The 25,181-nt window shown below is 62.9% G+C and carries 23 protein-coding genes and 1 tRNA gene; 9 read left to right on the forward strand and 15 right to left on the reverse strand.

Features of this window, described 5'->3' with window-relative positions; all coding sequences use genetic code 11:
• Positions 1 to 61 precede the first annotated feature (61 nt).
• From W930_RS0103430 to W930_RS25940, 3 genes are all read right to left on the reverse strand, one after another.
• Positions 62 to 1,627, reverse strand: coding sequence for an ABC transporter substrate-binding protein (locus tag W930_RS0103430; protein ID WP_023593948.1), 1,566 nt, complete (start codon positions 1,625 to 1,627; stop codon positions 62 to 64).
• Between the two features lie 33 nt (positions 1,628 to 1,660).
• Positions 1,661 to 2,434: an SDR family NAD(P)-dependent oxidoreductase gene (locus tag W930_RS0103435; protein WP_024788443.1), complete on the reverse strand. Its 774-nt coding sequence runs from the start codon at positions 2,432 to 2,434 to the stop codon at positions 1,661 to 1,663.
• A gap of 358 nt (positions 2,435 to 2,792) precedes the next feature.
• Complete coding sequence (locus tag W930_RS25940; RefSeq protein WP_023872464.1) at positions 2,793 to 4,397, reverse strand: FAD-binding protein; 1,605 nt, start codon at positions 4,395 to 4,397, stop codon at positions 2,793 to 2,795.
• 72 nt (positions 4,398 to 4,469) lie between these two features.
• Between W930_RS25940 and W930_RS0103445 the strand changes: the two genes are divergently transcribed.
• Positions 4,470 to 4,691, forward strand: coding sequence for a biotin/lipoyl-binding carrier protein (locus W930_RS0103445; protein WP_023593945.1), 222 nt, complete (start codon positions 4,470 to 4,472; stop codon positions 4,689 to 4,691).
• 87 nt (positions 4,692 to 4,778) lie between these two features.
• Here W930_RS0103445 and W930_RS0103450 read toward each other — a convergent pair whose 3' ends face one another.
• On the reverse strand, positions 4,779 to 6,380 hold the full coding sequence (locus tag W930_RS0103450) for an ABC transporter substrate-binding protein (RefSeq protein ID WP_235195477.1): 1,602 nt from the start codon (positions 6,378 to 6,380) through the stop codon (positions 4,779 to 4,781).
• A gap of 256 nt (positions 6,381 to 6,636) precedes the next feature.
• Here W930_RS0103450 and W930_RS25945 point away from each other — a divergent pair, with 256 nt between their 5' ends.
• The 4 genes from W930_RS25945 (at position 6,637) to W930_RS0103470 (ending at position 11,521) form a co-directional block, all read left to right on the forward strand.
• Complete coding sequence (locus W930_RS25945; RefSeq protein WP_023872467.1) at positions 6,637 to 8,175, forward strand: acyl-CoA carboxylase subunit beta; 1,539 nt, start codon at positions 6,637 to 6,639, stop codon at positions 8,173 to 8,175.
• 36 nt (positions 8,176 to 8,211) lie between these two features.
• The gene (locus W930_RS0103460; RefSeq protein WP_023872468.1) at positions 8,212 to 9,000 is read left to right on the forward strand and encodes an enoyl-CoA hydratase/isomerase family protein; all 789 of its coding nucleotides are present in this window, start codon (positions 8,212 to 8,214) and stop codon (positions 8,998 to 9,000) included.
• 152 nt (positions 9,001 to 9,152) lie between these two features.
• Positions 9,153 to 10,076 (forward strand): IclR family transcriptional regulator, encoded by a 924-nt coding sequence (locus W930_RS25950; protein ID WP_158516348.1) that lies wholly within the window; start codon positions 9,153 to 9,155, stop codon positions 10,074 to 10,076.
• Positions 10,077 to 10,168: 92 nt separating this feature from the next.
• Entirely contained in the window at positions 10,169 to 11,521 is a 1,353-nt protein-coding gene (locus W930_RS0103470) for an acetyl/propionyl/methylcrotonyl-CoA carboxylase subunit alpha (protein ID WP_023593940.1), read from the forward strand.
• 100 nt (positions 11,522 to 11,621) lie between these two features.
• Here the strand turns inward: W930_RS0103470 and W930_RS0103475 are convergent, their stop codons facing one another.
• From W930_RS0103475 to W930_RS25955, 3 genes are read right to left on the reverse strand one after another with little or no spacing between them, the layout of a single operon-like run.
• On the reverse strand, positions 11,622 to 12,974 hold the full coding sequence (locus W930_RS0103475; RefSeq protein ID WP_080685090.1) for an MFS transporter: 1,353 nt from the start codon (positions 12,972 to 12,974) through the stop codon (positions 11,622 to 11,624).
• 48 nt (positions 12,975 to 13,022) lie between these two features.
• On the reverse strand, positions 13,023 to 13,433 hold the full coding sequence (locus tag W930_RS0103480) for a RidA family protein (RefSeq protein WP_023872471.1): 411 nt from the start codon (positions 13,431 to 13,433) through the stop codon (positions 13,023 to 13,025).
• Between the two features lie 3 nt (positions 13,434 to 13,436).
• Entirely contained in the window at positions 13,437 to 14,435 is a 999-nt protein-coding gene (locus W930_RS25955) for an NAD(P)-dependent oxidoreductase (RefSeq protein ID WP_023872472.1), read from the reverse strand.
• A 190-nt stretch (positions 14,436 to 14,625) separates the two neighbouring features.
• On the opposite strand from W930_RS25955, the gene W930_RS29000 reads away from it, so the two are divergent.
• Together W930_RS29000 and W930_RS0103495 are read left to right on the forward strand one after the other, a co-directional pair.
• Positions 14,626 to 15,549: an alpha/beta hydrolase gene (locus tag W930_RS29000; RefSeq protein WP_023872474.1), complete on the forward strand. Its 924-nt coding sequence runs from the start codon at positions 14,626 to 14,628 to the stop codon at positions 15,547 to 15,549.
• 106 nt (positions 15,550 to 15,655) lie between these two features.
• A complete protein-coding gene (locus W930_RS0103495) occupies positions 15,656 to 16,864 on the forward strand; it encodes a porin (protein WP_023872475.1) in 1,209 nt (402 codons plus the stop codon).
• An 85-nt stretch (positions 16,865 to 16,949) separates the two neighbouring features.
• Here the strand turns inward: W930_RS0103495 and W930_RS25965 are convergent, their stop codons facing one another.
• On the reverse strand, positions 16,950 to 17,789 hold the full coding sequence (locus W930_RS25965; protein WP_080685091.1) for an FCD domain-containing protein: 840 nt from the start codon (positions 17,787 to 17,789) through the stop codon (positions 16,950 to 16,952).
• 294 nt (positions 17,790 to 18,083) lie between these two features.
• On the opposite strand from W930_RS25965, the gene W930_RS0103505 reads away from it, so the two are divergent.
• Positions 18,084 to 19,136, forward strand: coding sequence for a sensor domain-containing diguanylate cyclase (locus tag W930_RS0103505; protein WP_023872477.1), 1,053 nt, complete (start codon positions 18,084 to 18,086; stop codon positions 19,134 to 19,136).
• A gap of 207 nt (positions 19,137 to 19,343) precedes the next feature.
• On the opposite strand, the gene W930_RS0103510 is transcribed toward W930_RS0103505, so the two are convergent.
• The 6 genes from W930_RS0103510 to petA form a co-directional block, all read right to left on the reverse strand.
• Positions 19,344 to 19,419, reverse strand: a tRNA-Thr gene (locus tag W930_RS0103510).
• A 119-nt stretch (positions 19,420 to 19,538) separates the two neighbouring features.
• On the reverse strand, positions 19,539 to 19,997 hold the full coding sequence (locus W930_RS0103515; protein WP_023593907.1) for a ClpXP protease specificity-enhancing factor: 459 nt from the start codon (positions 19,995 to 19,997) through the stop codon (positions 19,539 to 19,541).
• 74 nt (positions 19,998 to 20,071) lie between these two features.
• Entirely contained in the window at positions 20,072 to 20,683 is a 612-nt protein-coding gene (locus W930_RS0103520) for a glutathione S-transferase N-terminal domain-containing protein (RefSeq protein ID WP_023593906.1), read from the reverse strand.
• An 83-nt stretch (positions 20,684 to 20,766) separates the two neighbouring features.
• Positions 20,767 to 21,486: a cytochrome c1 gene (locus tag W930_RS0103525; RefSeq protein ID WP_023872478.1), complete on the reverse strand. Its 720-nt coding sequence runs from the start codon at positions 21,484 to 21,486 to the stop codon at positions 20,767 to 20,769.
• 31 nt (positions 21,487 to 21,517) lie between these two features.
• Positions 21,518 to 22,903: a cytochrome bc complex cytochrome b subunit gene (locus W930_RS0103530; RefSeq protein WP_023593904.1), complete on the reverse strand. Its 1,386-nt coding sequence runs from the start codon at positions 22,901 to 22,903 to the stop codon at positions 21,518 to 21,520.
• A gap of 2 nt (positions 22,904 to 22,905) precedes the next feature.
• Positions 22,906 to 23,520, reverse strand: coding sequence for a ubiquinol-cytochrome c reductase iron-sulfur subunit (gene petA / locus W930_RS0103535; protein ID WP_023593903.1), 615 nt, complete (start codon positions 23,518 to 23,520; stop codon positions 22,906 to 22,908).
• A 414-nt stretch (positions 23,521 to 23,934) separates the two neighbouring features.
• Between petA and mscL the strand changes: the two genes are divergently transcribed.
• A complete protein-coding gene (mscL, locus tag W930_RS0103540) occupies positions 23,935 to 24,381 on the forward strand; it encodes a large conductance mechanosensitive channel protein MscL (RefSeq protein ID WP_023593902.1) in 447 nt (148 codons plus the stop codon).
• A gap of 43 nt (positions 24,382 to 24,424) precedes the next feature.
• Here mscL and W930_RS0103545 read toward each other — a convergent pair whose 3' ends face one another.
• Entirely contained in the window at positions 24,425 to 25,174 is a 750-nt protein-coding gene (locus W930_RS0103545; RefSeq protein ID WP_023593901.1) for a Nif3-like dinuclear metal center hexameric protein, read from the reverse strand.
• Positions 25,175 to 25,181: the final 7 nt, after the last annotated feature.

The following is a 25,181-nucleotide window of genomic DNA, read 5'->3' on the forward strand; positions in this document are numbered from 1 at the left end:
GATTCATCGGTTCACGTTCGCTCGCATCCGTTCATTTCGCCAGCGCCTGCCGGGGAGCCGGCTACTTCCAGCTCAGATTGCGCAGGTTGTAGTAGCCGCTGCCGTGTTGCGGCTCCCAGTTCAGCTTCACGTCCTGCGCGAAGGTGTAATACAGTTCGGTGATCAGCACGGCGTGGCCGTCGTCGTGCAACAGCCGTCCGATCTTCTTGAAAATCGCGTCGCGCTGCTCGCGGGACGTCGCCGCATCGCCTTGCGCCACGAGCGTCTCGACTTCCGGGTTGTAGTAATCGGACCACGTGCCTTCTTTCGTGGCCGCCCCGCTGATCGGATGCACCGGATCGTAGATGGCGTTGGAGAACTGCATCATCGTCATCGGTCCGCCCTTGTGCGTGTTGTTCAGGCGACTCCACGCAGCGTAGTCGATGACCTTGACGTTGGCCTTCACGCCCACCGCCGCCCAGTACGCGGCGATGACTTCGCAAAGCTCCTTGGGGTTGTCCGTCGGGCACAGCAGATCGGTCGTGAAGCCGTTCGGGTAACCGCCGCGTGCCAGCAGCTTCTTCGCCTGCGCCGGATCGTACGGATACGGCTTGAGCGCACGATCGACGCCGTACGGGTAGCTCGACGAAACGTACGACGACATCTGCGCCCCCACGCCGTGCAGTGCCTGATCGATGATTGCGCGGGTGTCGAGCGCATAGTTCAGTGCGAGGCGAACGTCGCGCTTCGAGAGCGGTGTGCCGGGCACGTTGGAGTAAAGCCGCACCGCGAGGGGGCTGCCCACGGGGACCGACTTCACCGCGAGTCCGGCGTTGGCTTTCAGCCGCGCCACGTCGACACTCGGCACGTAGTCGATGGCGTCGACCTCGCCGCTGAGCAACGCGTTGATGCGACTGCTTGCCTCGGGAATGACCTTGAAGACAAGGTGCCTGATGCCCGGCTTCGGTCCCCAGTACCCGTCGAAACGCTCGAGCGTGACCGATTGGCCGATCTTCTGCTCGACGAACTTGTACGGTCCCGATCCGATCGGGGCACGGGCGAACGCTTCCGGTGTGGGCAATGCTTCGGTGTACGCCTTGGGCACGAGCAGCAGATAGCCTGCGATCTTGTTGAGGAACGCCCCGTCCTGACGCTTCAGATGAAAGACCGCGGTCGTGTCGTTCGGTGCATCGACGCGATCGACGAGATTGGCAAAGTATGGCCGCCGGGTGCTTTTCGTCTCGGGCGCCACGATGCGCTCGAGCGAGTACTTCACGTCCCGGGCGGTGAGCTTCGTGCCATTGTGGAACTTGACGTCCTTGCGCAGGGTGAACGTGTACTGCAGACCGTCGGGGGAGATAGTCACCGCGGTGGCCACGCTCGGCTTCAGATTGCCGTCGATATCAAACGCGTAGAGCGTGTCGAACAGTTGCCAGCCGTAGCGCTGCGAATCCCCCGTGGCCGCCACCTGTCCGTCGAGATTGTTGATGTCCTTGCCGACCGCGAACACGACCGTATCGCGATTCACCGATGGCTTTCCGCCGATGGCCATGGCCTCGGTGGATGTCCACGACGCCACGCCCAACGCCAGACCGGTTCCGATCCATGCGATCTTGCGCAGCCATGCCTGCAATGCCCGTGTGTGCATTGAATTCTCCGAAGGAAGACGCCGGACGAAGCCTTACCGCAACGTTTCCGGACCGCCCTTGACATAGATGATCTGCCCGGAAACGAACGACGCGTCGTCGCTGCAAAGGAAGGCCACCACGTTCGCGATATCGCGCGGAACACCGACGCGGCCAAGCGGAATGCTCCTGGCGCGCTGCCGCTTGTATTCCTCGGGATCGATGCCGCGGCGTTCCGCCGTCTGACGCGTCATTTCGGTGTCAACGAACCCCGGCGCCACCGCATTGACGTTGATGTTGAAGGGTCCCAGCTCGATGGCAGCCGTGCGAGTGAAGGCCTGCAGACCCGCCTTGGCCGACGAATAGTTCGCCTGCCCGCGATTGCCGAGTGCCGATGTGGAAGAGAGATTGACGATCTTGCCGCTGCGTTGCTCGACCATGTGCCGCTGCGCGGCGCGCGTACACAGGAAGGTGCCGCGCAAGTGAACGTTCATGACGCGGTCCCAGTCATCGACCGACATCTTGAACAGCAGGTTATCTCGCGTGACACCCGCGTTGTTGACGAGAACATCGAGCCCGCCGAACCGCGCCAGCACCTGCGCCACCAGCGATTCCACCTGCACCTCGTCGGTCACATCGCAACCGAAGCCGAATGCCTCGCGTGTGCCGTCTTGCCGCAGCGCGTCGGCCGCCGATTGCGCCGCGTCCGCCGATATGTCGCAGATCGCCACGCGTGCACCCTCCTCGGCGAACCGTTCAGCCGTCGCGTAGCCAATGCCACGCGCGCCGCCGGTCACCAGGACCACCTTTCCCTGGAAGCGATTGCTCATGCGCTTGCGTCTCCTGGTTATGGCGCTGCCTGATCTGTGCCGGCAGTCGTCGTCATGCAGATCAGTCTAGTCACGCGCCCGCAAATGGTCAATATTTGAAACAAATAACTTTTAACGAAATTCATCAGGGATAACTCTCAGTTCAATCGATACATCATCGGTTATCTTTATAACGCAAGCTGTAGCCAGTCTTTATATGGATTTATGCTTAGCAAATCACGACATTCCGGCTTGCATTCCGGAGTGATTCAAGCGCAATATTTGTTCCACTATTTGAACATTCTCAAGACAATCGATGAGAGACGCACCGAAGGCGGCGCGACGTCCGCCCAGCCGGACGCCCGGCGCCCCCATCGCATCAGGCGCGCAACGCACCCACGCCACGGCGGTCCGCACCGCCCGCTTGCGCCGCGTTGCGCCCGGCAATTCGCCCACCGACAATGCACTCCGCGAGGTTGCCACCCGCCATGTAGATGTGGCCGAACGCACTGCCGAGCTCCCCTGCCGCGAAGAGCCCCTCGATGGGATCGCCGAACGGATCGAGCACGCGCTGCGACGCGTCGTGCACCGGACCGCCCTGCGTATTGATCACCACCGGCCACAGCAACGCCGCATAGAACGGCCCCTCGCGCAGCGGCACCATGGTCTCCGGACGCCGACCGAATGCGGCGTCGCGCCCCACATCGCATCCCGCATTCCACTCGCGCACGGTGCGCAGCAGCGCCTGCGCATCGATGCCGAGCCGGGTCGCCAGCGCCTCGAGCGTGTCGGCTTTTATCAGCAAGCCGTTCTCGACCTCCTTGAGGTTGTCCGCGCTCCACTCGTACCAGGCGTCGCGATCGTTGGTGATCGAGCGTCCCATCGGATACATGCGACGCCCGGCTTCGTCGAAGATCAGAAACGACGGCAGCCGGTCGTGTCGATACGCACACGGATCGAAATGATCGAACTGACGCACGCCGGTGTCGGAGATGTAGGGGGGATATTCATTGACGTAGCGTCGCCCGCGTTGATCCACGATGATCCACGCCATTTTCGGCAATTGCTTCGCCCCCCGTTCCGGCGTCCACATCGGCAGGATCTTGGCGTAGATGCCGAACGGGTACGACGGGTCCGGATGCCGGATCCCGTACGGGCCGTGGTGGTGCCACATATGCCAGAGCGCCGCGCCGGCCGCCTGCGCCATGCGGATGCCGTCGCCCGTGTTGCCGCGAAAGCTTCCCGGCAACACGGGCGTCGAGACGAAGTACTGCCGCTTCATGTCCTCGTCGGCCTCGAAGCCGCCGCAAGCCAGCACCACCGCGCGGCGCGCCCGCACACAAATCACGTCGTCACCGCGACGCAACCTCACCCCGCACACTTCGCGGCCCGCATCCTGCACGAGACGCTCGACCGGCGTGGAAAGCCACACGTCGATCCGACCATCGGCACGACGCGCCTCGACGTTGTCGAGCAGCAGCCTGAAAAGCAGGCAGCCCGGACGAAACGGCCGCGCCGCAAGGTAGCCCGCCGGGTCGCCAAAGCCGGGAATCGATTCGATGTCCGCGTAGGCCAGCGAATCGCATCCGGGAAACGGATAGTTGCCCACGGCCGACTCGACACGCACGACGGCGCCATCGACACGCGCGAGATCGCGCAGGTAGCTGGCGACTTCCGTCATGCCGAGCGCCAGCGCTCGCAGCACGTCATCCGGCGTGCGGCCGCCACAAGTTTCGCGAAGGTATCGAAAGGCGGCATCGGCGTCATCGGCAACACGCACACCCCCCGCCGACAGGATCGAAATGCCCCCGGGGTCTGGCATCTTCTCGATCAGCAGCACGCGCGCGCCAGCATCGGCGCTCTCGATGGCCGCCACCGCGCCGGCGGCACCGTACCCCACCACGATCACGTCGTATTCCGCCTGCCACTGCGAGGCCGCGCCGGACGCGGCCCGATGTTCCGAAGCACTCAGGAAAGCAACCATGTGTCGATGACTCCCACTTGTCGACTGCAAATCGTTTGTTGAACCACGCGTCATGACCCGGAGGAAACCGAGATGCCCAACCACGCCGTTCGCTCTGAAATCACTGGCACTGTCTGCCAGGTACTGGTCGCCGAAGGCGACGCCGTCGCTGAGGACCAGGCGCTCCTGATGGTCGAGTCGATGAAGATGGAGATTCCCGTGATCGCACCCCGTGCCGGGCGTGTCACGAAAGTGCACGTCAACGTGGGAGACCCCATCGGCGAGGGCGAGGACGCCGTGAGCCTCGACACCTGAATCGCCCCCCCCCCCGACCGGCCTACCCGCGCGGGGCACGCGCCGTCGCGCCGTGCCGTAATGCACGACTCACGACGGCGCCCCACCTCAATGCCAGGCGACTTTGCGAAAATTCAGGAAGCCCGAGCCTTGCTGCACCTCCCATGTCAGCGATTTCTTCTTCGCGAAGACGTTGAACAACTCCGTCACGAGCACGGCGGACGCGTCGTCGTGCAGGATCTTGCCGATCTTGCGGAACAGTTCGCCACGCGCCTGCGCCCCGGTGGTGGTTTCAAGCTGCTTGAGCAGCGCCTCGACCTCCGGGTTGTAGTAGTCGGACCACGCCCCATCCTTCGAGAACGAACCCGCCACGGGATGGATGGGGTCGTAGATCGCGTTGGTGAACTGGGTTGTCGTCATCGGGCCGGTCTTGTGCGTATTGTTCAGACGACTCCAGGCGGCGTAGTCGATGCGATTGATGTCGACCTTCACACCGACCTGCCCCCAATACGCCGCCAGCGCCTCGGCAAACTCCTTGGGTGTGCCTACCGCGTCATAAAGCTTGATGGAGAAGCCGTTCGGGTAGCCGGCCTGCTTGAGCAACGCGCGCGCCTTGGCGGGATCGTACGGATACGGCTTCACGCTCGGGTCGCCTCCGTACGGAAAGTACTTCGAGATGAATGTGCCCATCGGCGCACCCACGCCATGGAATACCCCCTTGATGATCGCGTTCGCGTCGATCGCGTAGTTCAGCGCCAGTCGCACGTCGCGCTTGGCGAGCGGGGAATCCGGCACATTGGAGTACAGCCGCACGTGCATCGGCGAAGACACCGGGTTGGTGATGACGTCCAGCGCGGCGTCCTGTCGGAGCCGCGCCACTTCGGCCAGCGGGATCATGGCGGCAATGTCGACCTCCCCCGACACGATCGCATTGACACGACTCGACGGCTCGGGAATGTACTTGAACACGAGCGTCTTGATGGCAGGCTTGTCGCCGTAAAAGTCGTCGAAGCGCTCCAGCTCGAGATACTGCCCCACTTTGTTGGCCTTCACCCGGTACGGGCCGGTACCGATCGGTGCCGCGGCAAACGCCTCGACGTTCGGCAACGACGACGTGTATTTCTGCGGCACGATGAACAGAAAGCCGGCGATCTTGTTGAGGAAGACGCCGTCGGGCTGCTTCAGACGAATGCGCACGGTGAGGGGATCGGGCGTGTCGACACCCTCGATGACGGGCGCGAAATACGGGCGCCGCGTGCTTTTCGTGACAGGATCTACCACGCGCTCGATCGAGTACTTCACGTCCGCCGACGTAAAGGGATCGCCGTTGTGGAACTTGATGTTCGGCCGAAGCTTGAAGGTGTAAGCCAGTCCGTCGGACGACATCGCGTAGCTCGTCGCCATGCGCGGCACGATATTGCCCTTGTCGTCAAAACCGTACAGCGTGTCGAAAATCGACATCGCATAGCGTTGCGAATCGCCGCTGGCCGTCACCAGCGCATCGAGACTCTGGATCTCCTTGTCAAGTGCCACGACAAGCGTGTTGCGATCGACTGCGGGAGCGCTCTTCTCAGCCGCCGCCGCGTTGCCCGACACGCCCACCGCACCGAGCACGCCCATTACCCCGAGCGCGACCGCCCCCACCGCGGCACCCACCCGAAACCCCGACGCCACGCGCGCGATCGCGCGCCTTCCCGTGATTCGATTCATTTCGACCTCATTATTTATGTTCACATATTGGAATTACAAAACATCGAAAACCCCACCTCGAATTGCACCAATTTCTCTGGCACGTTGTTGAAATATCCGCTATAAAAGCTAGGAAACATGGTTCTCGATGTCAATAAGCGATCATACCGACACGGCATGATCGCTCACGCACCGCACCATAGAATCATTATTTATTTCAATATATGGATAAGTGGAAAGCTTCGCTCTCCGCGTCCATCGCACCTTCAGGACGCCCATGGACAAACGCAAGATCGACGAACTTCAAGCCCGCCGCGAAGCCGTCCGGGGTGCGACGTCGGAAGCCGCCATCGACAAGCTTCGCGAACAAGGCAAGCTGACCGCGCGCGAGCGGATCGCATTGCTGCTCGATGACGGGAGCTTTGTCGAAATCGGCGTTCATGCACGCAGTGCGCACGCGTCCTTGCGCGAGCGCACGCCGGCCGACGGCATCGTGACGGGACATGGCACCATCGACGGACGCATCGTGTATGTCGCCGCTGACGACGCGACCGTGCTTGGCGGCACGCGCGGGCGGGTGGGCGAGATCAAGATCGCAAGGGTTCGCGATGCGGCACTGCGTCATCGAAAGCCGTTCATTGCATTGATGGAGGCAGGCGCGGCGCGTGTTCAGGAGAGTTTCGGGGCGATGGCGGCCAACATGGGCGCACGCTTCGCGGATCATTTCCGGATGTCGGGCCAGATTCCACAGCTCGCGGCAATCCTTGGTCCGGCCTTCGGGGGTCCCTCGTTCACGGCCGCTCAATCCGACTTCACGGCCCTCGCTCGCGGCACGGGCGTGATGGGCATGTCCGGGCCGCTCGTCGTCAAGGTGGGCACCGGCGAATCGGTGACGACCGATGCCATCGGCGGCGCCGACGTGAGCGAGTCCGTGACCGGTCAGACGGACTACGTGGGCGAAACGGAGGCCGATACGCTGCGCAGCCTGCGGACCTTCCTGTCGTTTTTGCCGAGCCATTGCGGCGAGTTGCCGCCGGTCGCCGAGGCCCGACCCGCAGCCCTCGACACCGAGGAGGGACGCGACAAGCTGCGCGCAATGATTCCCGATGTCGGGCGCCAGGCGTATGACATGAAGCGTGTGCTTAGCCTCATCGTCGACGCCGGCGACCTGTTTCACTATCGGCCGCGCTTCGGCCCGAATCTGATCACTGCCTTTGGCCGCATCGACGGACAGCCTGTCGGCTTTGTGGCGTCGAACCCAATGTCGCGCGGCGGCGTGATGGACGAGAAGACCGCGCAGAAGGCGCGCAAGTTCGTCGATGTCTGCGACGCGTTCCACGTGCCACTCGTGTTCATCTGCGACGCGCCCGGGTTCCTCGTCGGGCCGGACATCGAAAAGCATCGAATGGTGTCTCTCGCCGCTCGCCTGCTCAACACCGTGTGTGCCGCCTCTGTGCCGAAGATCACCATCGTGGCGCGCAAGGCCATCGGCCTGGCCTATCTCGCGATGTGCGGGCGCGCGATGCGTCCCGACTATCTCGCCGCGTGGCCGGACGCCCACTTCGACGTGATGGGGCCGGAAGCCGGCGTGGAACTCGTATACGGACGCGAGATCGCGGCCGCGCCGGACCCGGTGGCGCGCAAGGCCGAAATCATGGCGAAGCTCGACGAGCAGTCGAGCGCCTATGAGGCGGCCGCGCAGGGCTGGATCGACGACGTGATCGACCCGGGCGAGACGCGCGACGCGATCCGGCGCGCGCTGCGCGCGGCGGCGGATTCGCGCACGCCCGGCTTCAAGCACCGCATCGACCCTTGAGACGAGGGTGTGCGCAACTTCGGCGACATCGACATCATGAGTATCGAATTTGTGGTGAATGAAGGCATCGCGACGGTGCGCCTGAACCGGCCCGAGTCGCTCAACGCCATCGACTATGCGATGCGCGCGCGGCTCCAGGCACTGTGGCGGCATATCGGCGACACACCGGAGATTCGCGCCGTCATCGTGACGGGGGCCGGAGACCGCGCATTCAGCAGCGGTGCGGACCTGCGACGAACCCCGCCGCCCGCGACGTCGTTCGCCGCGCAGGTGTTCGGCGGTGAAGGCGCCGAAGCGGAAGCGGGATCGCTCACGCTCGGCCTCGACTTCGACACCCCCGTGATCTGCGCGTTCAACGGGCTGGCATATGGGGGCGGGTTGGAGATCGGACTCGCCTGCGATATTCGCATCGCGGCCGAGACGGCCCGCTTCGCATTGCCGGAAGTCCAGGTTGGGTCGATGCCGGGGTCGGGCGGAACGCAGCGTCTGCCACGTCTTGTCGGCCACGCCAACGCCATGTGGATGTTGCTCACCGGTGACGCGATCGATGCGCAAACCGCGTTGCGCATCGGGCTGGTGAGCCACGTGGTCGCGCCCGAATCGCTGATGGAGACGGCGACAGGCATCGCACGTCGCCTGGCCAATGCCGCGCCGCTGGCCGTGCATGCCATCAAGCAGGCGGTGCGCGATGGGCTGGAGATGCCCTTGCCCGTCGCGCTGGCGCACGAGCGCCGATTATGGGGATTGCTGCGCGACACGGAAGATCGCAAGGAGGGGCGGGAGGCGTTCGCACAGAAGCGCACGCCATCGTTTCGCGGGCGTTGACGCGTTGACGCGCTGAGGCGTTGAGGCGCCCGCGCTTCGGCACGCCAATGCCTGCCCCCTATGTCGCACGCCCACCGTTGCCCACCATCGATACGCGGTCCCATTGGGTCGGCGCGGACGTGCAGGACGAAACACGAACGGAAGCCATTTTCATGACACTCCCACCCCGAGATGCCGAGGACATCGGCGATGGAATCGAAGGACTCGATGCAACGGCAATGCCCGGTGACGACTTGTCGAACGACGATGCGCATACAGCGCCAGTAGCGCGCCGCGCGAACGAGGGTACCCAAAGCATTCAGCGCGCCATTGCCGTCATGCGCCTCGTCGCCATGCGCGGCCCGCAAGGACTGCGGCTCCACGAGATTGCCGAGGGCCTTGGCCTGGAGCGCATTACGGCACATCGCATCGTCAAGGGCCTATCGTTTAGCCACATGCTGCAACTCGATGCGCAATCCCGGCGCTACACGCTCGGACATATGGCTTACGTGCTCGGCTTGAGTGCGTCGCCCGCGTTCGATCTGAAGGAGCGGTGCCAGCCGACGCTGCGGCGGCTCGCCGACAAGACGGGCGATTCCGTTTTTCTGATGGTACGCAGCGGCCACGAGGCCGTGTGCTTCGACCACGTGCAGGGCAGCTATCCGATTCGCACGCACAGCCTGAGGATCGGTGCGCGGCGTGCGCTGGGCGCCGGAGCCGGGGCGATGGCGCTGCTGGCCGCGCTGCCCGACAGCGCGGTCGAAGCGGCGATCGCGGCGAACGCGATGCATCTGCCGAGCTATCGCGACATCTCGCCCGAGCGCTTGCGCGAGCTGGTCACCAAGACCCGCCACGACGGTTACGCCATGAACTTGCAGACGGTGATCGCGGACGTCAGCGCCATTGGCATGACGCTACCTCGACGCGATGGCCCGGCGTTCGTCTCGATCAGCATTGCGTCGATCGCGTCGCGCATGTCCGGCGCCCATCTCGACGAAGCGCTGCGGGCGCTCCGGCAGGAGACCGAGGCACTGGGCAAGCAGCTCGACGACGCGCGCGTCGGATGGGGCGGCATGACGGATCGGATTTCAGGCTAGGCCCATCGCGGCGATCGCGGCAATCGCGTCGGGCGCGGCACCGTCTCGCGGTATGCCGTTCCCGGCATGGAGAAACGCAGAAGGAGAGAGACATGTTTACCAAGGTCGTCGTCGCGAATCGCGGCGCGGTCGCGGCGCGCATCATTCGCGCGCTGCGTCAGATGAACATCCGTTCCGTGGCGGTGTGCTCCGAAGCGGACGCGACGCTGCCCTATCTGGCTCAGGCCGACGAGGTGTATGCCATCGGCCCCGCACCGGCGATGTCGAGCTATCTCGATCAGGATCGTCTCATGAGCGTGCTGGCGCGCTCGGGCGCCGACGCCGTGCACCCCGGCTACGGCTTTCTGTCCGAGAACGCCGCGTTTGCGCGCCGCGTCATCGACGCAGGGGCCGCTTTCATCGGGCCGTCGCCGCGATGGATCGAAGCGATGGGACACAAGACGCGCGCACGGGAACTGATGGCACGCCACGGCATGCCGATGTCGCCGAGCTCGGGTTTGCTCGACGACCACACGGAATCGATCAGCGCGGCAGCGCGTGCGATCGGATACCCGGTGCTGATCAAGCCCGCCGCCGGCGGTGGGGGTATCGGCATGGTGCCCGCGCGCGACGAGGTGTCGTTGCTCGCGGCCATTGCGCAGGCGCGGTCGGTGTCGCAGAAGAGCTTCGGCAATGGCGAGTTGTATCTGGAGAAGCTGATCGAGCGGCCCCGCCATATCGAGTTCCAGATTCTGGCGGACAAGGCCGGAAATGCCTGCCATCTGTTCGAGCGCGACTGCTCCGTGCAGCGCCGCCATCAGAAGGTGATCGAGGAGTCGCCCGCCCCGCTGCTGCCGCGCCGCGACATGGAGGCCACCGCCGAGCGGATCGCCGGTTTGCTCCAGGACATGGGGTACGACGTGATCGGTACGGCGGAGACGCTGTTCGGCGCGGACGGGACGTGCAACTTTCTCGAGATGAATACACGCCTGCAAGTCGAGCACGCCGTGACTGAAGCCATTACGGGAGTGGATCTCGTGATGGCGCAGATCCGGCTGGCGGCGGGCGAATCGCTCGCGGCGGTGATTCCGGACCGGCCCCGCGTGAACGGGCATGCGATCGAAGTGCGAGTCTATGCCGAAGACCCGGTGCGGTTCTTCCCGTCGCCCGGGAAACTCGAGGTATTCGAGCTACCGCAGGGTGACGGCGTTCGCGTGGAGACCGGGTACGCACAAGGCAGCACCGTCACACCGTATTACGATCCGCTCCTGGCGAAGATCATCGTGCATGCGCCGGATCGCACGTCCGCCATCCGGCAAATGTCGCAAGCCCTGCGGGCGACCGAAGTTCGAGGCGTCAAGACGAATATTCCGTTCGCGCTGCAGGTGCTCGACGACGAACTTTTCCAACTCGGACATATTCATACCGGACTCGGCACCGATATTCTGGCGGCGGCGGGACGGTGAAGCTCGCGGCGCGATGAGGCGAATGCCACTTCCTTCGCCCGGGCCTTGGCCAGTTCCCGCGTCATGCCGCCTCCCGCCTTAAACCGTTCAATGCATTCGATCAGTGCGCATAGGCGCTGACCTCATCTCGAGGCTTGCGCTTGCCGTAGGGCAGGACCGCCGCCAGCACTGCCGCCGCTGCCGCGCTGGCCGCCAGGCAATACAGCGCCAACGTGAAATCGGTGGAATGTCCGCGTGCCACACCCACCAGCCAGGGGGCAAAAAATCCCGCGAGACCGCTGATGGCGTTGATCAGTGCAATTCCACCTGCGGCGCCGGCACCGGACAGAAACGTCGGCGGGATGGTCCAGAACACGCTGAGCGACCCGACGATGCCGGCGGCCGCCACGCAGATGCAGATGAACGACACGATCGGCAAGGTCGACGTCAGGCCACTGCCCGCCAACCCCGCTGCGCCGACGAAGAGCGCACCTGCCAGATGCCAGCGACGCTCCATCGTGCGGTCCGAATGGCGCGCGTTGGCAAACATCGCAATCGCCCCAAGGATGAACGGTATGGCGCTGACCAGACCGATCTCGACGATCGACAACCGGCTCATCTGACGGATCACCTGCGGCAACCATGTCGAGATGCCAAAGAAGCCGATGCCAATGCAGAAATACAGCAGGCCCATCAACCAGACCATCGGCGCGACCATCGCGCTGCGAAAGCTCGACGTTCCCGTGGTGGCCGCAACCGCTTCCTCATTCGCCATCGTAGTCACCAGCCACTCGCGTTGCGCCGGGCTCAGCCATTTCGCGTCCGACGGTCTGTCGACCAGCACGAACCATGCGATCACGCCGAGCGCCACCGCCGGCAGTCCTTCGATCATCATCATCCATCGCCATCCGGAAAACCCGCTCGCCTCGTGGAAGTGATCGATCAACAAGGCCGAGACAGGCGCCCCCACGATCAGCGAGAAAATGTTGGCCGAGTAGACCCGGCTGATCGCGCGTCCGAGATGCTGCTTCGGGAACCATGTCGCGAGGTAGTACAACACCGAGGGGAAGAAGCCCGCCTCGACCACGCCGAGCAGGAGACGCGCAACGTAGAGCTGCTGCGGGGTCTGCACGAATGCCGTGCCCGCCGACACGATCCCCCAGGTGATCATGATGCGCGCGAGCCACACGCGTGCGCCGAAGCGATGCATCATCATGTTGCTCGGCACCTCGAAGCCGATGTAGCCGAGGTAGAAAATGCCGGCGGCGAAGCCGAACATCTCCGGCCCCATGCCCAGTTCCTGATTCATCTGCAATGCGGCGAAACCGATGTTCGCGCGATCGAGATAGTTGACGAACCACGCGATGAAAATCAGTGGCACCAGTCGCCACGTGATGCGGTGGATGGTGGCTCGCTCGACCCCGGCATCGGCCGACGCCCGCAGCGCGCTCACACTTGACTCGGATGGCTTCATGGGAAATCTGTCCTCTTGTGATGGATGGTCCTGCCGGGCCATGCCCGTTCAGATGGGGGAATTCGCTGTCGCGCGCGCGGGTGCATCGCACGCAGCCGCATATGCCACGATTTCGATACGCATGCCGGGCACGACCAATGCCTTCACCACGACAGTCGAGCGATTCGGATACGGGGCGTCGAAGAAGGTGCGGTACACCCTGTCTACCTCACGCATGTCCTCGTCCTCGGTGAGATAGATCAGCACCTGCGCGACGTCGTGCAGGCGCAGACCGCCTGCCGCCAGCGTGCGGCGCAGGTTTTCGAACGTCAGACGCGCCTGCGCTTCAATACTTCCCGTCTCGATGGTGCCGTCGCCTCGCACGGGACCTTGCGCGGTGAATGTCATGCCGGCTGCGCGCGTCGCCCACGAGAACGGTTGGCCGAGATCCGGCAAATCAACGGGAATGACCTGTGCCATCGCTTAGCTCCGCAGGGTCTGAACCAACGCGTCGCCCTGCGCACCGTGTGCGGCAGCAAAATGGTCGACGGAATCGCGCAACGCGTATTGCGTGTTGAAGCCGAGGTAACGCCTAGCGGCGCTGACATCCGATGGCGCCGGCCGTGTGTGCGGGAAGCCAGCAAAGCCACCCGCCGGTAATCGCATCTCGCCAATGCGCAGTGCCGGATACCGCTCCCGGACCACGCCGACGAACTCCTCGACAGTGAACCAGTCGCCCGTGGCGATGTTGAAAACGCGCTGCGCGGGCGCCCAGGCGCGCAGGGCCGCCACGTTGGCGAGCGCGCAATCGCGAGCGTCGACGAATTCCTCACGCCCGTTCCAAAGCAACACGGGATCGTCGAGCCGCGCGGGCGCCTCGCGACGACCGGCGTCGAGCAGGCAGCCCAGCAATCGACCGGGCACGCTCGTCGACGCCTCCCTCCCCGCCCCCAGCACCGCGCCGTAACGCAACACGATCACGCTCATGTCGTACAACGCGCCGTAGGCCAGTGCCAGGTGTTCGCTGGCGACCTTCGTTGCCGCATAGATACTGGCCGGCGCCTCGCTTACGGCATGGGTCGCGAAGTCCTCGCCAATCGGCGCGGCGGGCAACGTGCCGAATGCGGCATAAGCCACCGTGGTCGAACTCGCAACCACGACCCGCGCCAGATCGTGCCGGCGGGCCACTTCGAGCACGTTCGCCGTTCCCAGCGTGTTGACTTTCACGCCGGCGAGCGGGTCCCGCCGAATCGCGCTCGACAGCAACGCTGCCGTGTGCACGATCGATGTCACGCCATGCCCCTGGACCACATCGGACAAACGCTCAAAGTCCGTCACGTCGCAGCGAACGATCGGCACCGTCAGATCAGTTGCCTCCTGCGGAACCCGGACATCCGCCAGCACGACCGCCTCGCCCTGCGCATGCAACGCCGTTGCCGTCAGTCGGCCGATCAGCCCTGCGCCAGTCACTAAAACCGTCATTTCACTCTCCTTGCTGTCGGCACCCGAACCGGGTGCTCCGACCCTCCATGAAGCGCAAGTTACGGATACAAAATCACGGTGTCAATACAAAAAAAGTTTGATTTTATAAATTTGTACGTTAATTATATGAATCCATCGCGGCCGCTTAATGGTGTGTCGTACTTATCCGTACTTTCCCTGATCTACCAGCATGAAGTCAGAAATTTCGCAGCAGATCGCGACGTTTGCCCCCGAGGGCCACGCGCCGCAAATGCCTCTCCCGAGCGCCGCCGCACGCGCCTATGAAGCGTTGGTGCTCGACTGGGCCCGGCGTCCGGTGGAAGGATTGCGCGTCGCCAGGAACCTTCCGTATGGCACCGATCCGCTGCAGCGCTTCGACGTGTTTTCCGCACCGGACATGCCGCCCGATGCCCCGATCGTGGTGTTCTTTCACGGTGGCGGCTGGACGAATGGCTACAAGGAATATGTGACGTTCATGGCGGCAAACGTCGTGGCAACCGGTTGCATCCTGGTCGCCCCCGGCTATCGGCTTGCACCTGCGGCCGCGCTTCCCGCCGCGCTCCTCGATGGCGCGGACCTGCTCGCCGCATTACCGGTGGTTCTGCCCGACTGGGCCACGGGCTGCGCGGACACTGCTCGCCGCATCGTGCTCGCCGGTCATTCGGCCGGCGGGCATCTGGCGGCTTTGCTCGCGCTGCGCCCGGACCTGGTCGCGCTCGCAGGTGCGAACCCCGACGACATCGTGGGGTGCTTGCCGATCTCCGGCATCTTCGATCTGCATCATCCGGCGCCGGCGCATGGGTCGCTCGAAGCGCGTGTCTACGAAATGGTGCTCGGCCCCGATACCGATGACGCGTTGATGAGTCCGCTGTGCTGGACGCGAGGCAATCGCGTGCCCATGGTGCTCGGCTGGGGCGAACACGACAGTGTCCGCGTCGCCCTTTCGAATCAGCGCATGGCCAGCCTGCTCAAGGCACAGGGCGCGCCCTGCGCCGCCTTCGTCGAGCCTGGCGCCGACCACTTCCAGACACACACACGCCTGAGAGATCCCGCCCATGCCTGGTACGGCCGCCTGGCAGGCATCGCTCACCACGGCACGGTTCCGATCGGCTGAACCCGTGCCCGATGCCAGCGCTCGTATCGCGCCGGGGCGACAGCCCTGTTCATGAGTTTTCAACAGGCGCCCCACAAGCGCCGTCACCACGCCCTACGGAGTCACCATGATGCGCAGCCCCAGTCTTGCCCGGCAAACTCGCCAAACTCGCCATGCTCGCCGCCCCCGTCATTCCCGGCTTTCCTTTTCATGGCTCGCGGTTCCTCTCGCGATTGGCGCATCCGTCGCCCACGCGCAGTCGAACGTCACGCTGTACGGCAGCATCGACGCGAGCATCAATTACGTGTCGAACCAGGGTGGCGCGCACAGCTTTCAGGCGCAAAACGGCATGATCAACGGTTCGCGCTGGGGAATGAAAGGCACGGAAGACCTGGGCGGCGGGACCAGCGCCATCTTCCAGTTGGAGAACGGCTTCAACCTCTTCACCGGCAAGCTGGGACAAGGCGCTCGCGAGTTCGGGCGGCAGGCCTGGGTCGGTCTGAAGGACAATCGGCTCGGCTCGCTCACGCTCGGTCGTCAATACGACCCGACCATCTGGTATCTCGCCGTGCATACGGGGGGCTTCACCGGTGGCACGGCGTTCGCTCATCCATTCGACAACGACAACATGGGTAACTCGTTTCGTATCGACAATTCGGTGATGTACACCAGTCCGTCGTGGAGCGGCCTGTCGATGCGCACCATGTACGCGTTCTCGAATCAGGCCGGTGCGGCCACGGCAAATCGGGCTTACAGCGCGGGCCTCGGGTACGAAAACGGGCCGCTCAGCCTCGGCGCGGCCTTTATCGTCATCAACAACGTGGGGGCGAACGCGGGTGGCGCGGTCGACGGCAGCAGCGGCTCCGGCGACTCGACGTTCATCGCGGCCAAGCAATCGGTCTTCGGTATCGGAGGAAGCTACGTCTGGGGGAATGGCACCTACGGCGCCACGTGGACGCGTACGGTCATCAGCGACGGTTCGTCGGTCAATCTCTTCGGCTACAGGCCCATGGGGAATGCCAGCCTGCGCATGGACAACTTCGACGTGAACGTGACCTACAACGCGACCGCCAACATTACGTTGATCGGCTCCTACGCTTTCACGATGGGTCGATATGAAAATGCCGCTGCGAGCGCGAGCCCGAAGTGGCATCAGGTCAATCTACAAGCCGCCTACTATTTTTCCAAGCGCACTGACGTCTATATCGACGCCGTCTACCAGCACGTTATCGGCGGTACCGGCACGCCTTTTGCCAACGCCATCTTGTGCGGATACGCCCAGTCGGCGACGCCGACGCAGATCGTCGTCGGGCTGGGGATGCGTCATCGCTTCTGATGGCTGCGGGCGCGAAGCGCGAGACGTTCGCGCTTCGAATGGCGTGGGGCGTGCGTGGGCGACGCGTTCAACGACGCGGCGGCAATCAGGCCTTTTCAAGGGTGTCGGCCGAGCGGCGTGCGCGCGGCGACACGGCCTTTCCGGCAGGACGTTTGGCCGGCGCGGGTGCGGCGGCAGGTACGTCATCGGTGGCGGCAAGGCCGTCATCCAGCCATTTCTGCGCATCGAAGGTCGCCGTCAGGTGTTCGTGCAGCAGATGGCACGCGGTATCGACATCGCGTGCGAGCGCCGCCTCCATCAGTGCCTTGTGCTCCGTGAAGATGCTGTCGGTGCGAGCGGTAAAACCCATGCGGGCGAGACGGATTCGTCGATAGCGTTCCGTCAGATCGACGAGTTGCGCGTCGACGCGATGCAGCCAAGGTGACTTGGCGCCGGCGAGCAGGGCGCGGTGGAATCGCCGGTGCGCGGCTTCCCACGCCTCCAGCGTCTCGATGTCGTCGAGCGATGCGGGAACGGGGGCATGTGTGAGTTTGTAAAACGCCGCCGAGATTTCCGCCCCCCAGTCGGCGTCGCCGTGGCGAATCGACTGACCGAGCAGGATCGTCTCGATGTTCAGTCGCGCCCAGACGATGTCCTGCAAGTCTTCGACGGATACCGGCGTCACGCGGAAGCCGCGCTGTCCTTCGTTCGAGACAAGTCCCTCGCGACTCAACAGCATCAGGGCCTCACGGATGGGACTCATGCCCAGACCGTACCGCGCCTGCAGTCCCTGCAAGCGCAGCTTTTCGTTCGGCGCCAGGACGCCCGCGAGAATGTCGCGGTGCATCAGCCAATATGCCTGTTCCGATAGCGTGTGCCCATCGGACTTCTCTCGTCCCGATGCTTGAGTGACTTGCCGGACATCTCGTTCACCTTTCGGTCGCATCTGACCTCCACGCTCCCATGCGAAGTAGTGTTTTCGCGAAATTTTCGAAAATCCTCGTAATTTTCTAAATTTACCATGAATGCTTGAAATCCAAGATGGCGCCGATATGGGGGTGGTATCCGGAAGAAAATGGCCCGGACCGTCATGAAGGCCTGCATGAACCTGAGCGAACGCCTTCGATCCGATGGTGGGCAAGCGATGGCTTGCGGGGCCTGGGTCGATCCATCTTCGCGCTGCGCTCAAGGCCCTGCCGCATTTGCCGATAATGGGTTTACAGGGTATTGGAAGATCACGATGAGCCACGAAGAAAAGGATTTAACTCCCAGTTCGCTTCAAGCCGCGTTCCTGCGCCACGAGGACAGCCTGGCATCGTCCGGCCGCCAGCCCGGCGAGGACAACCCCACGGTTTATCGCACGTTGCTCGAATCCACCCGGGCGATTCCCTGGAAGATCGACTGGGCGACAATGCAGTTCACCTATATCGGCCCGCAGATTGAAGCACTGCTTGGCTACGCGCCGTCAACGTGGAAAACAGTCGAGGACTGGGCCTCGCGGATGCACCCGGAGGACCGTGACGCGGTTGTGGAATTTTGCGTCGCGCAGTCGCAAGCGGGCGCCGATCATGAGGCGGACTATCGCGCGCTGACCGCGGACGGCGGGTATGTGTGGATTCGCGACGTTGTCCACGTCGTGCGCAAGGAGAACGGTGACGTTGAGGCGCTGATCGGCTTCATGTTCGACATCAGTGAACGCAAGCGCACCGAGGCACGGCTCGCGGAACTCCAGCGCGAACTCGAACGGCTCTCGTTGTCAGACAGTTTGACCGGGGTCGGCAACCGTCGCATGTTCGACACGGTCATCGCCCGCGAATGGGCGAACGCGGAGGCATCGGGAAAGCCGCTTTCGCTCGTGATGGTCGACATCGATTTCTTCAAGTCGTACAACGACTATTACGGTCACCTCCAAGGCGACGAATGTCTGAAGCGCCTTGCGCGCGTGCTCGAAGCGGCAGTTGGGCCGAATGCGTTCCTTGGCAGATTTGGCGGGGAAGAATTCATGCTCGTGCTCGCCGACACAAATGCCGATGACGCGGTGCGTGTCGCGGAGCGTTGCCGCGCGCTGATCGCGGAGGAAGCCATCGCTCACCTACGCTCCCCGCACGGTCAGCGAGTCACGGCGAGCTTCGGGGTGGCCACCGTCGTGCCGACGGGAGACATTGACGTCACCGCGTTCATCAATCTGGCTGATGCGCAGCTCTACCAGGCTAAGGACCAGGGACGCAACCGAATCGCAGCGGTAGACCGGGCTCGCATCGGCGGCGACGGATATAAGCGGCAGTCGCGCTGATTGGTGGGTTTGGGGGGGCGGTGAACGTTTTGGTTCGGGGTTATTTGTTTCGCCGGGCTGATTCGCGCAACTGGGTGCCGTCGGGCTTACCTTCGGCGCCTAGCACAAGCGGCGTCAGTGAGCCGTTTCAAGCGGCGCATTGGACGCGCAGGAACCATTGAAAACGTCAAAGGGCCACGTGAAAATCACGTGGCCCTTTGAATTTATTGGTGCCGGCTGCAGGACTCGAACCCGCCACCTGATGATTACAAATCAACTGCTCTACCAGATGAGCTAAGCCGGCGAAGTCGTGTATTGTAACCGATTCGTCGGTCACTGCGACTACCTGTCGGTGCAAATTCGTTCGCTACGGCACGCATTGGTGCGCAGTGTATCGCCTCACCTCGCGCCCGCCGTCGCGAATTACTTCACCACCTTCAGATGTGCGCGTCCGGCGTTGCCGCCAGTCGCCCCATTCCCGCCAGGACGCGTCGGATCCGGATCCTCGTCGACCGACTCCTGCACCGACGGCACCGCTTCCAGCTCGATCCCCTCTTCGGCAGTTGCCTGCTTGTCGACCGGGAACGCCATCCCCTGTCCATTCTCCCGGGCATATATCGCCAGCACGTTCGACACCTGCACTTCCACCTTCTGTGAAATGCCGCCGAAACGGGCGCTGAATTCAATCAAGTCGTTGCCCATCTGCAGTCCGCTCGTGGCATCGAAGCTGATGTTCAGCACGATCTCGCCATCTTTCACAAACTCGCGCGGGACTCGCGTTCTGGCATCGACATGCACGGCCAAATACGGTGTGTACCCATTGTCGGTACACCACTCGTACAGCGCGCGCAAAAGATAAGGCTTGGTAGATGTTTCCGGCATATAAGCAACTCTTCCCGCCGCGAAGCCCGCCCACATCCTTCCCGGGCCGCCTCGCCAGCGGGCATATCAACGCATCAGCGACGCATGACCTTTTCGGACGGCGTCAGCGCTTCAATGTACGCCGGACGGCTGAAAATCCGCTCGGCATACTTCATCAACGGCGCAGCATTCTTCGACAACTCAATGCCGTAATGATCCAAACGCCACAGCAACGGAGCAATCGCCACGTCGAGCATCGAAAACTCCTCGCCCAACATGTACTTGTTCTTCACGAAAATCGGCGCAAGCTGCGTCAGACGATCACGAATCGAAGCGCGGGCCTTTTCATGCGTCTTCTCGGCCGCCTTGCCCTTCTCGTTCTCGAGTGCACTCACATGCACAAACAACTCTTTCTCGAAATTGAACAGGAACAATCGCGCACGGGCACGCTGCACCGGATCCGCCGGCATCAACTGCGGATGCGGGAAGCGCTCGTCAATGTACTCATTGATGATGTTCGATTCGTACAGAATCAGATCGCGCTCAACAAGAATCGGCACCTGACCGTACGGATTCATCACCGCAATGTCTTCCGGCTTGTTGAACAGATCGACGTCACGGATTTCAAAATCCATGCCCTTTTCGAACAGGACCAGCCGGCAACGCTGGGAGAAGGGGCACGTCGTGCCCGAGTACAAAACCATCATAGCGCGTCTTCCTTAAAAACCAACGGGGCCGGGGCGGGAAATCGGCGCTTCCCAAACCCTGGCCCCGTCGTACAGACGTTATTTTACTTCACGTCCTTCCAATAGGCCGCATTCAGGCGCCAGGCAAGTACCGTAAAGAGTCCCAGGAACAACAGAACCCAGACACCCAACTGCCGACGCGTTCGCTGCGCCGGTTCCGACATCCAATCCAGATAAGATACCAAATCCGCCATGGCAGAATCAAATTCCACCGGTTTCATCGTCCCCTGCGTGATCTGCACGAACTGCGCCGGACCATGCTCCGCCCCCTCCACATGCTTCAAACTCCGCTGACCCTGCATCTGCCAGAACGGGTTGGGCATGCCCACATTCGGATACGCCAGGTTGTTCCACCCCGTCGGACGCGTGTCGTCACGGTAAAACGTCCGCAAGTAGGTATACAGCCAGTCCGTCCCGCGTGCCCGCGCCTCAACCGACAAGTCCGGCGGGGCCACGCCGAACCACGCCTTGGCATCCGCCTTGCGCATCGCCACGGTCATCGTCTCGCCAATCTTGTCCGTCGTGAACAGCAAATTATTCTTGATCTCCGCCTCGGACAGCCCCAGATCCTTCAGGCGCGAATAACGCATCGACGCCGCCGAATGGCAGTTCAGGCAATAGTTCACGAACAGCTTCGCCCCGCGCTGCAGCGACGCCAGATCGTCGATCCGGTTCGGCGCCGTGTCGAGCTTCGCCCCCTCTTCTGCCATGGCCGGCGCGGCGAAACCACTCAGGAGCGCCAGGATAAGCATCAGTTTTCTCATCTTGATATCCCTAGTCGTCGTTGGCTTGCGCTCAATGCGCCGCGAAGGTCACGCGCTCCGGCACCGGCTTGAAGGTGCCGCGCTTGCTCCACAGCGGCATCAGCCAGAAGAATCCGAAGTAATACAGCGCGCCAACCTGCGAAATGGCGGTCTTCACGGGCGTCGGCTCCTGGATCCCCAGATACCCCAGCACCGCAAAAACAACGACGAGAATACCCAAAAGCACCTTGTGGAATCCCGGACGGTAACGAATCGACTTGACCGGACTGTGATCCAGCCACGGCAGGAAGAACAGCGTGACCACCGCGCCCCCCATCACCACCACCCCCCAGAACTTGGCCTCGGTCAGGTACATGGCCAGCAGCAGCAACACCACGCCGCCGGACGCCGCCACCTTCGTGGTCGCCGCCGCCTTGCCCTTGATCCACCAGACCGCCGTCACCAGCACCGCCAGCCCCATCAACACGTACTTGAAGTCGTCCGTGGTGGCACGCAGCATCGAATAAAACGGCGTGAAATACCACACCGGCGCAATGTGCGGCGGCGTCTTGAGCGGATCGGACGGAATGAAGTTGTTCGCTTCAAGGAAATAGCCGCCCATCGTGGGCGCGAAGAACACGATCGCCGAGAACACCATCAGGAACACGCCCACGCCCATGATGTCGTGGACGGTGTAGTACGGATGGAACGGAATGCCGTCGAGCGGCCGGCCATTGGCGTCCTTCTTGTCCTTGATCTCCACACCGTCAGGATTGTTCGAGCCGACTTCGTGCAGCGCAATGATGTGCGCCACGATCAGACCGATGAGCACCAACGGAATCGCGATCACATGGAACGCGAAGAAGCGGTTGAGCGTGGCGTCGGACACGACGTAGTCGCCGCGAATCCACAGCGACAGATCCGGACCGATGAACGGGATCGCCGAGAACAGGTTCACGATCACCTGCGCGCCCCAGTATGACATCTGCCCCCACGGCAGCAGATAGCCCATGAACGCCTCGGCCATCAGGCACAGGAAGATCAGGCAGCCGAACACCCACACCAGCTCGCGCGGCTTGCGGTACGAACCGTACAGCAACCCCCGGAACATGTGCAGGTACACCACGACGAAGAACATCGAGGCGCCCGTCGAGTGCATGTAACGGATGAGCCAGCCCCAAGGCACCTCGCGCATGATGTACTCGACCGAAGCGAACGCGAGGTTGGCGTCGGGCTTGTAGTTCATCACCAGGAAAATGCCGGTGAGAATCTGGATCACCAGCACCAGCATGGCCAGCGATCCGAAGAAGTACCAGAAATTGAAATTCTTGGGTGCGTAATACTCGGAGGCGTGCTCTCTCCAGAGCTGCGTAAGCGGGAACCGGCGATCGATCCAGCCCAGCAAGCCCGTCGTGTCGACCTGTTTGTCGGCGGCCATGATTACGCTTCTCCTTTTTCGTCTTTACCGATCACGATCTTGGTGTCGTTCACGAACATGAAACGAGGAACGTCGAGATTCTTTGGCGCCGGCTTGTTCTTGAACACGCGACCCGACATGTCGTAGGTCGAGCCGTGGCACGGACAAAGGAAACCGGGGTCATGGCCCAGCGCAGCATTGGTGTCGGGCCCGAACGGCCCGGAAGGGATGCAACCGAGATGGGTGCAAACGCCGACCACGACGAGCATTTCCTTGCGCGATTCGCGCGCCCGGAACGCATTCTTGCAGTAATCGGGCATCGGGAAGGAAAACGTTTGCTTGGAGTCCGGATCGGCCAGTTCCGCAGTCACTTTGGACAGCGAAGCCATTTGCTCCGGGGTGCGATTGACAATCCACACCGGCAGACCACGCCAGGACACCGTCATCATCTGGCCTGGCTGGAGGCCGCTGATATCGGCCTCGACGGGCGCTCCGCCAGCCTTGGCGCGCTCCGAGGGTTGAAGGGAACTGACGAAAGGAACTAACGTTGCAACGCCGCCCACGCCTCCAGCTACGGACGTTGCAATCAGCAGATTCCGGCGGCTACTGTCGACGGCCTTTTCTTGATTGTCACTCATCACAAGCCCCACACGGTTGATTTGGTATTTCCGTCAACCTTAAATCATACGCGAGCGTAAATGCCTGAAACAACGGCAAAACGCCCCAGTCTCCTAGTGGTTTTCGCGTATTTTCAAAGGATTAACGTACCCTGCGGGCGGCTGATGCACACCCGGGGTTTCGCTTCTGGGATGCTGCACGAGAACCGCTATGATCGCCGCTTTCGCCGATGTGCGCACGCAATTAGTAACATTTTCATTGTCGCGCCCTGATAACATCGGGCCTGCGGGCCTGAGGCAATCGCGTGACAATGACCGACGCGAACCGGCCGCCGCCTGACAGCCCGCGGGACTTCACCGGTCAATCAATGCCAATTCGTGAGTGCCGGCAAAGCGATATCCACCGGCCACTCATCACAACAGCGGAGGAATGGCATGAGCTTCATGTCGGAATTCAAGGAATTTGCCGTCAAGGGCAACGTGATCGATCTGGCCGTCGGTGTGATCATCGGCGGCGCCTTCGGCAAGATCGTCGATTCGGTCGTCAAGGACCTCATCATGCCGTTGGTCGGCGCCATCTTCGGTGGCCTGGACTTCTCGAGCAAGTTCATTCTGCTCGGCGCGATTCCCCCCGACTTCAAGGGCAACCCAACGTCCTATGCCGACCTCACCAAGGCCGGCGTGGCCGTGTTCGGATACGGTAATTTCATTACCGTCGCCCTCAACTTCCTGATTCTCGCTTTCATCATTTTCCTGATGGTCAAGCAGATCAACCGACTCAAGCGCCCCGCTCCGGAAGCCCCGGCCGCACCGGCGCCCACGCCGGAAGACATCGTCCTGCTGCGCGAAATCCGCGACAGCCTCAAGAAGCAGAACGGCTAAGGCGCGCACCGCGCCGGACGTCGTCGGGCCGGCCGGGCGCCGCTCAGGCCGGGTTCGGCATGTCGAAGAACCTGTGCTCGAGCCCGAACCGGCTGGCGAGATGCTCGCCCAGCGCCCTCGCGCCGCCGCGTTCGGTGGCGTGATGGCCCGCCGCGAGGTACCCCACCCCGCTCTCGAGCGCGAGATGCTGGGTCGGCTCGGACACTTCGCCGCTGATGTAGACGTCGGCGCCGGCCGCGATGGCCGCCTCGAAAAAGCCTTGCGCCCCGCCGGTGCACCACGCCACACGGCGCACTTCGCGGTTCGGCGCTCCGAGCATCAGCGGTACGCGCCCCAGTTTCGCCTCGACGTGGGCGGCCAGTGCCGCAAGCGTGGTCGGTTGCGACGGCGCGCCAAGCCATCCGAGCTGATCCGGGCCGAAACGGCCGCCATCGTCGGCGAAACCGAGCAACTTGCCGAGCTGGGCGTTATTGCCGAGCTCCGGGTGCGCGTCGAGGGGCAGATGAAAGGCAAACAGATTGATGTCGTTGCCGATCAACACCCCGAGACGCCTGCGCTTCATCCCGGTAATGCGGGCATCTTCGTTCTTCCAGAAATAGCCGTGATGGACGAGAACGGCATCCGCCCCCCAATCCCGGGCCGCCTCGAGGAACGCCAGGCTGGCGGTCACGCCGCTGGCGATTCTGCGAATATCGCTGCGCCCCTCGACCTGTAGGCCGTTCGGGCAGTAATCGCGAAATTGCGCGATTTGCAGGGTATCGTTCAGATACAATTCGAGTTCAACACGATTCATATAAGGT

It is taken from the genome of Pandoraea sp. E26 (assembly GCF_000681415.1).
Lineage (GTDB): Bacteria > Pseudomonadota > Gammaproteobacteria > Burkholderiales > Burkholderiaceae > Pandoraea > Pandoraea pnomenusa.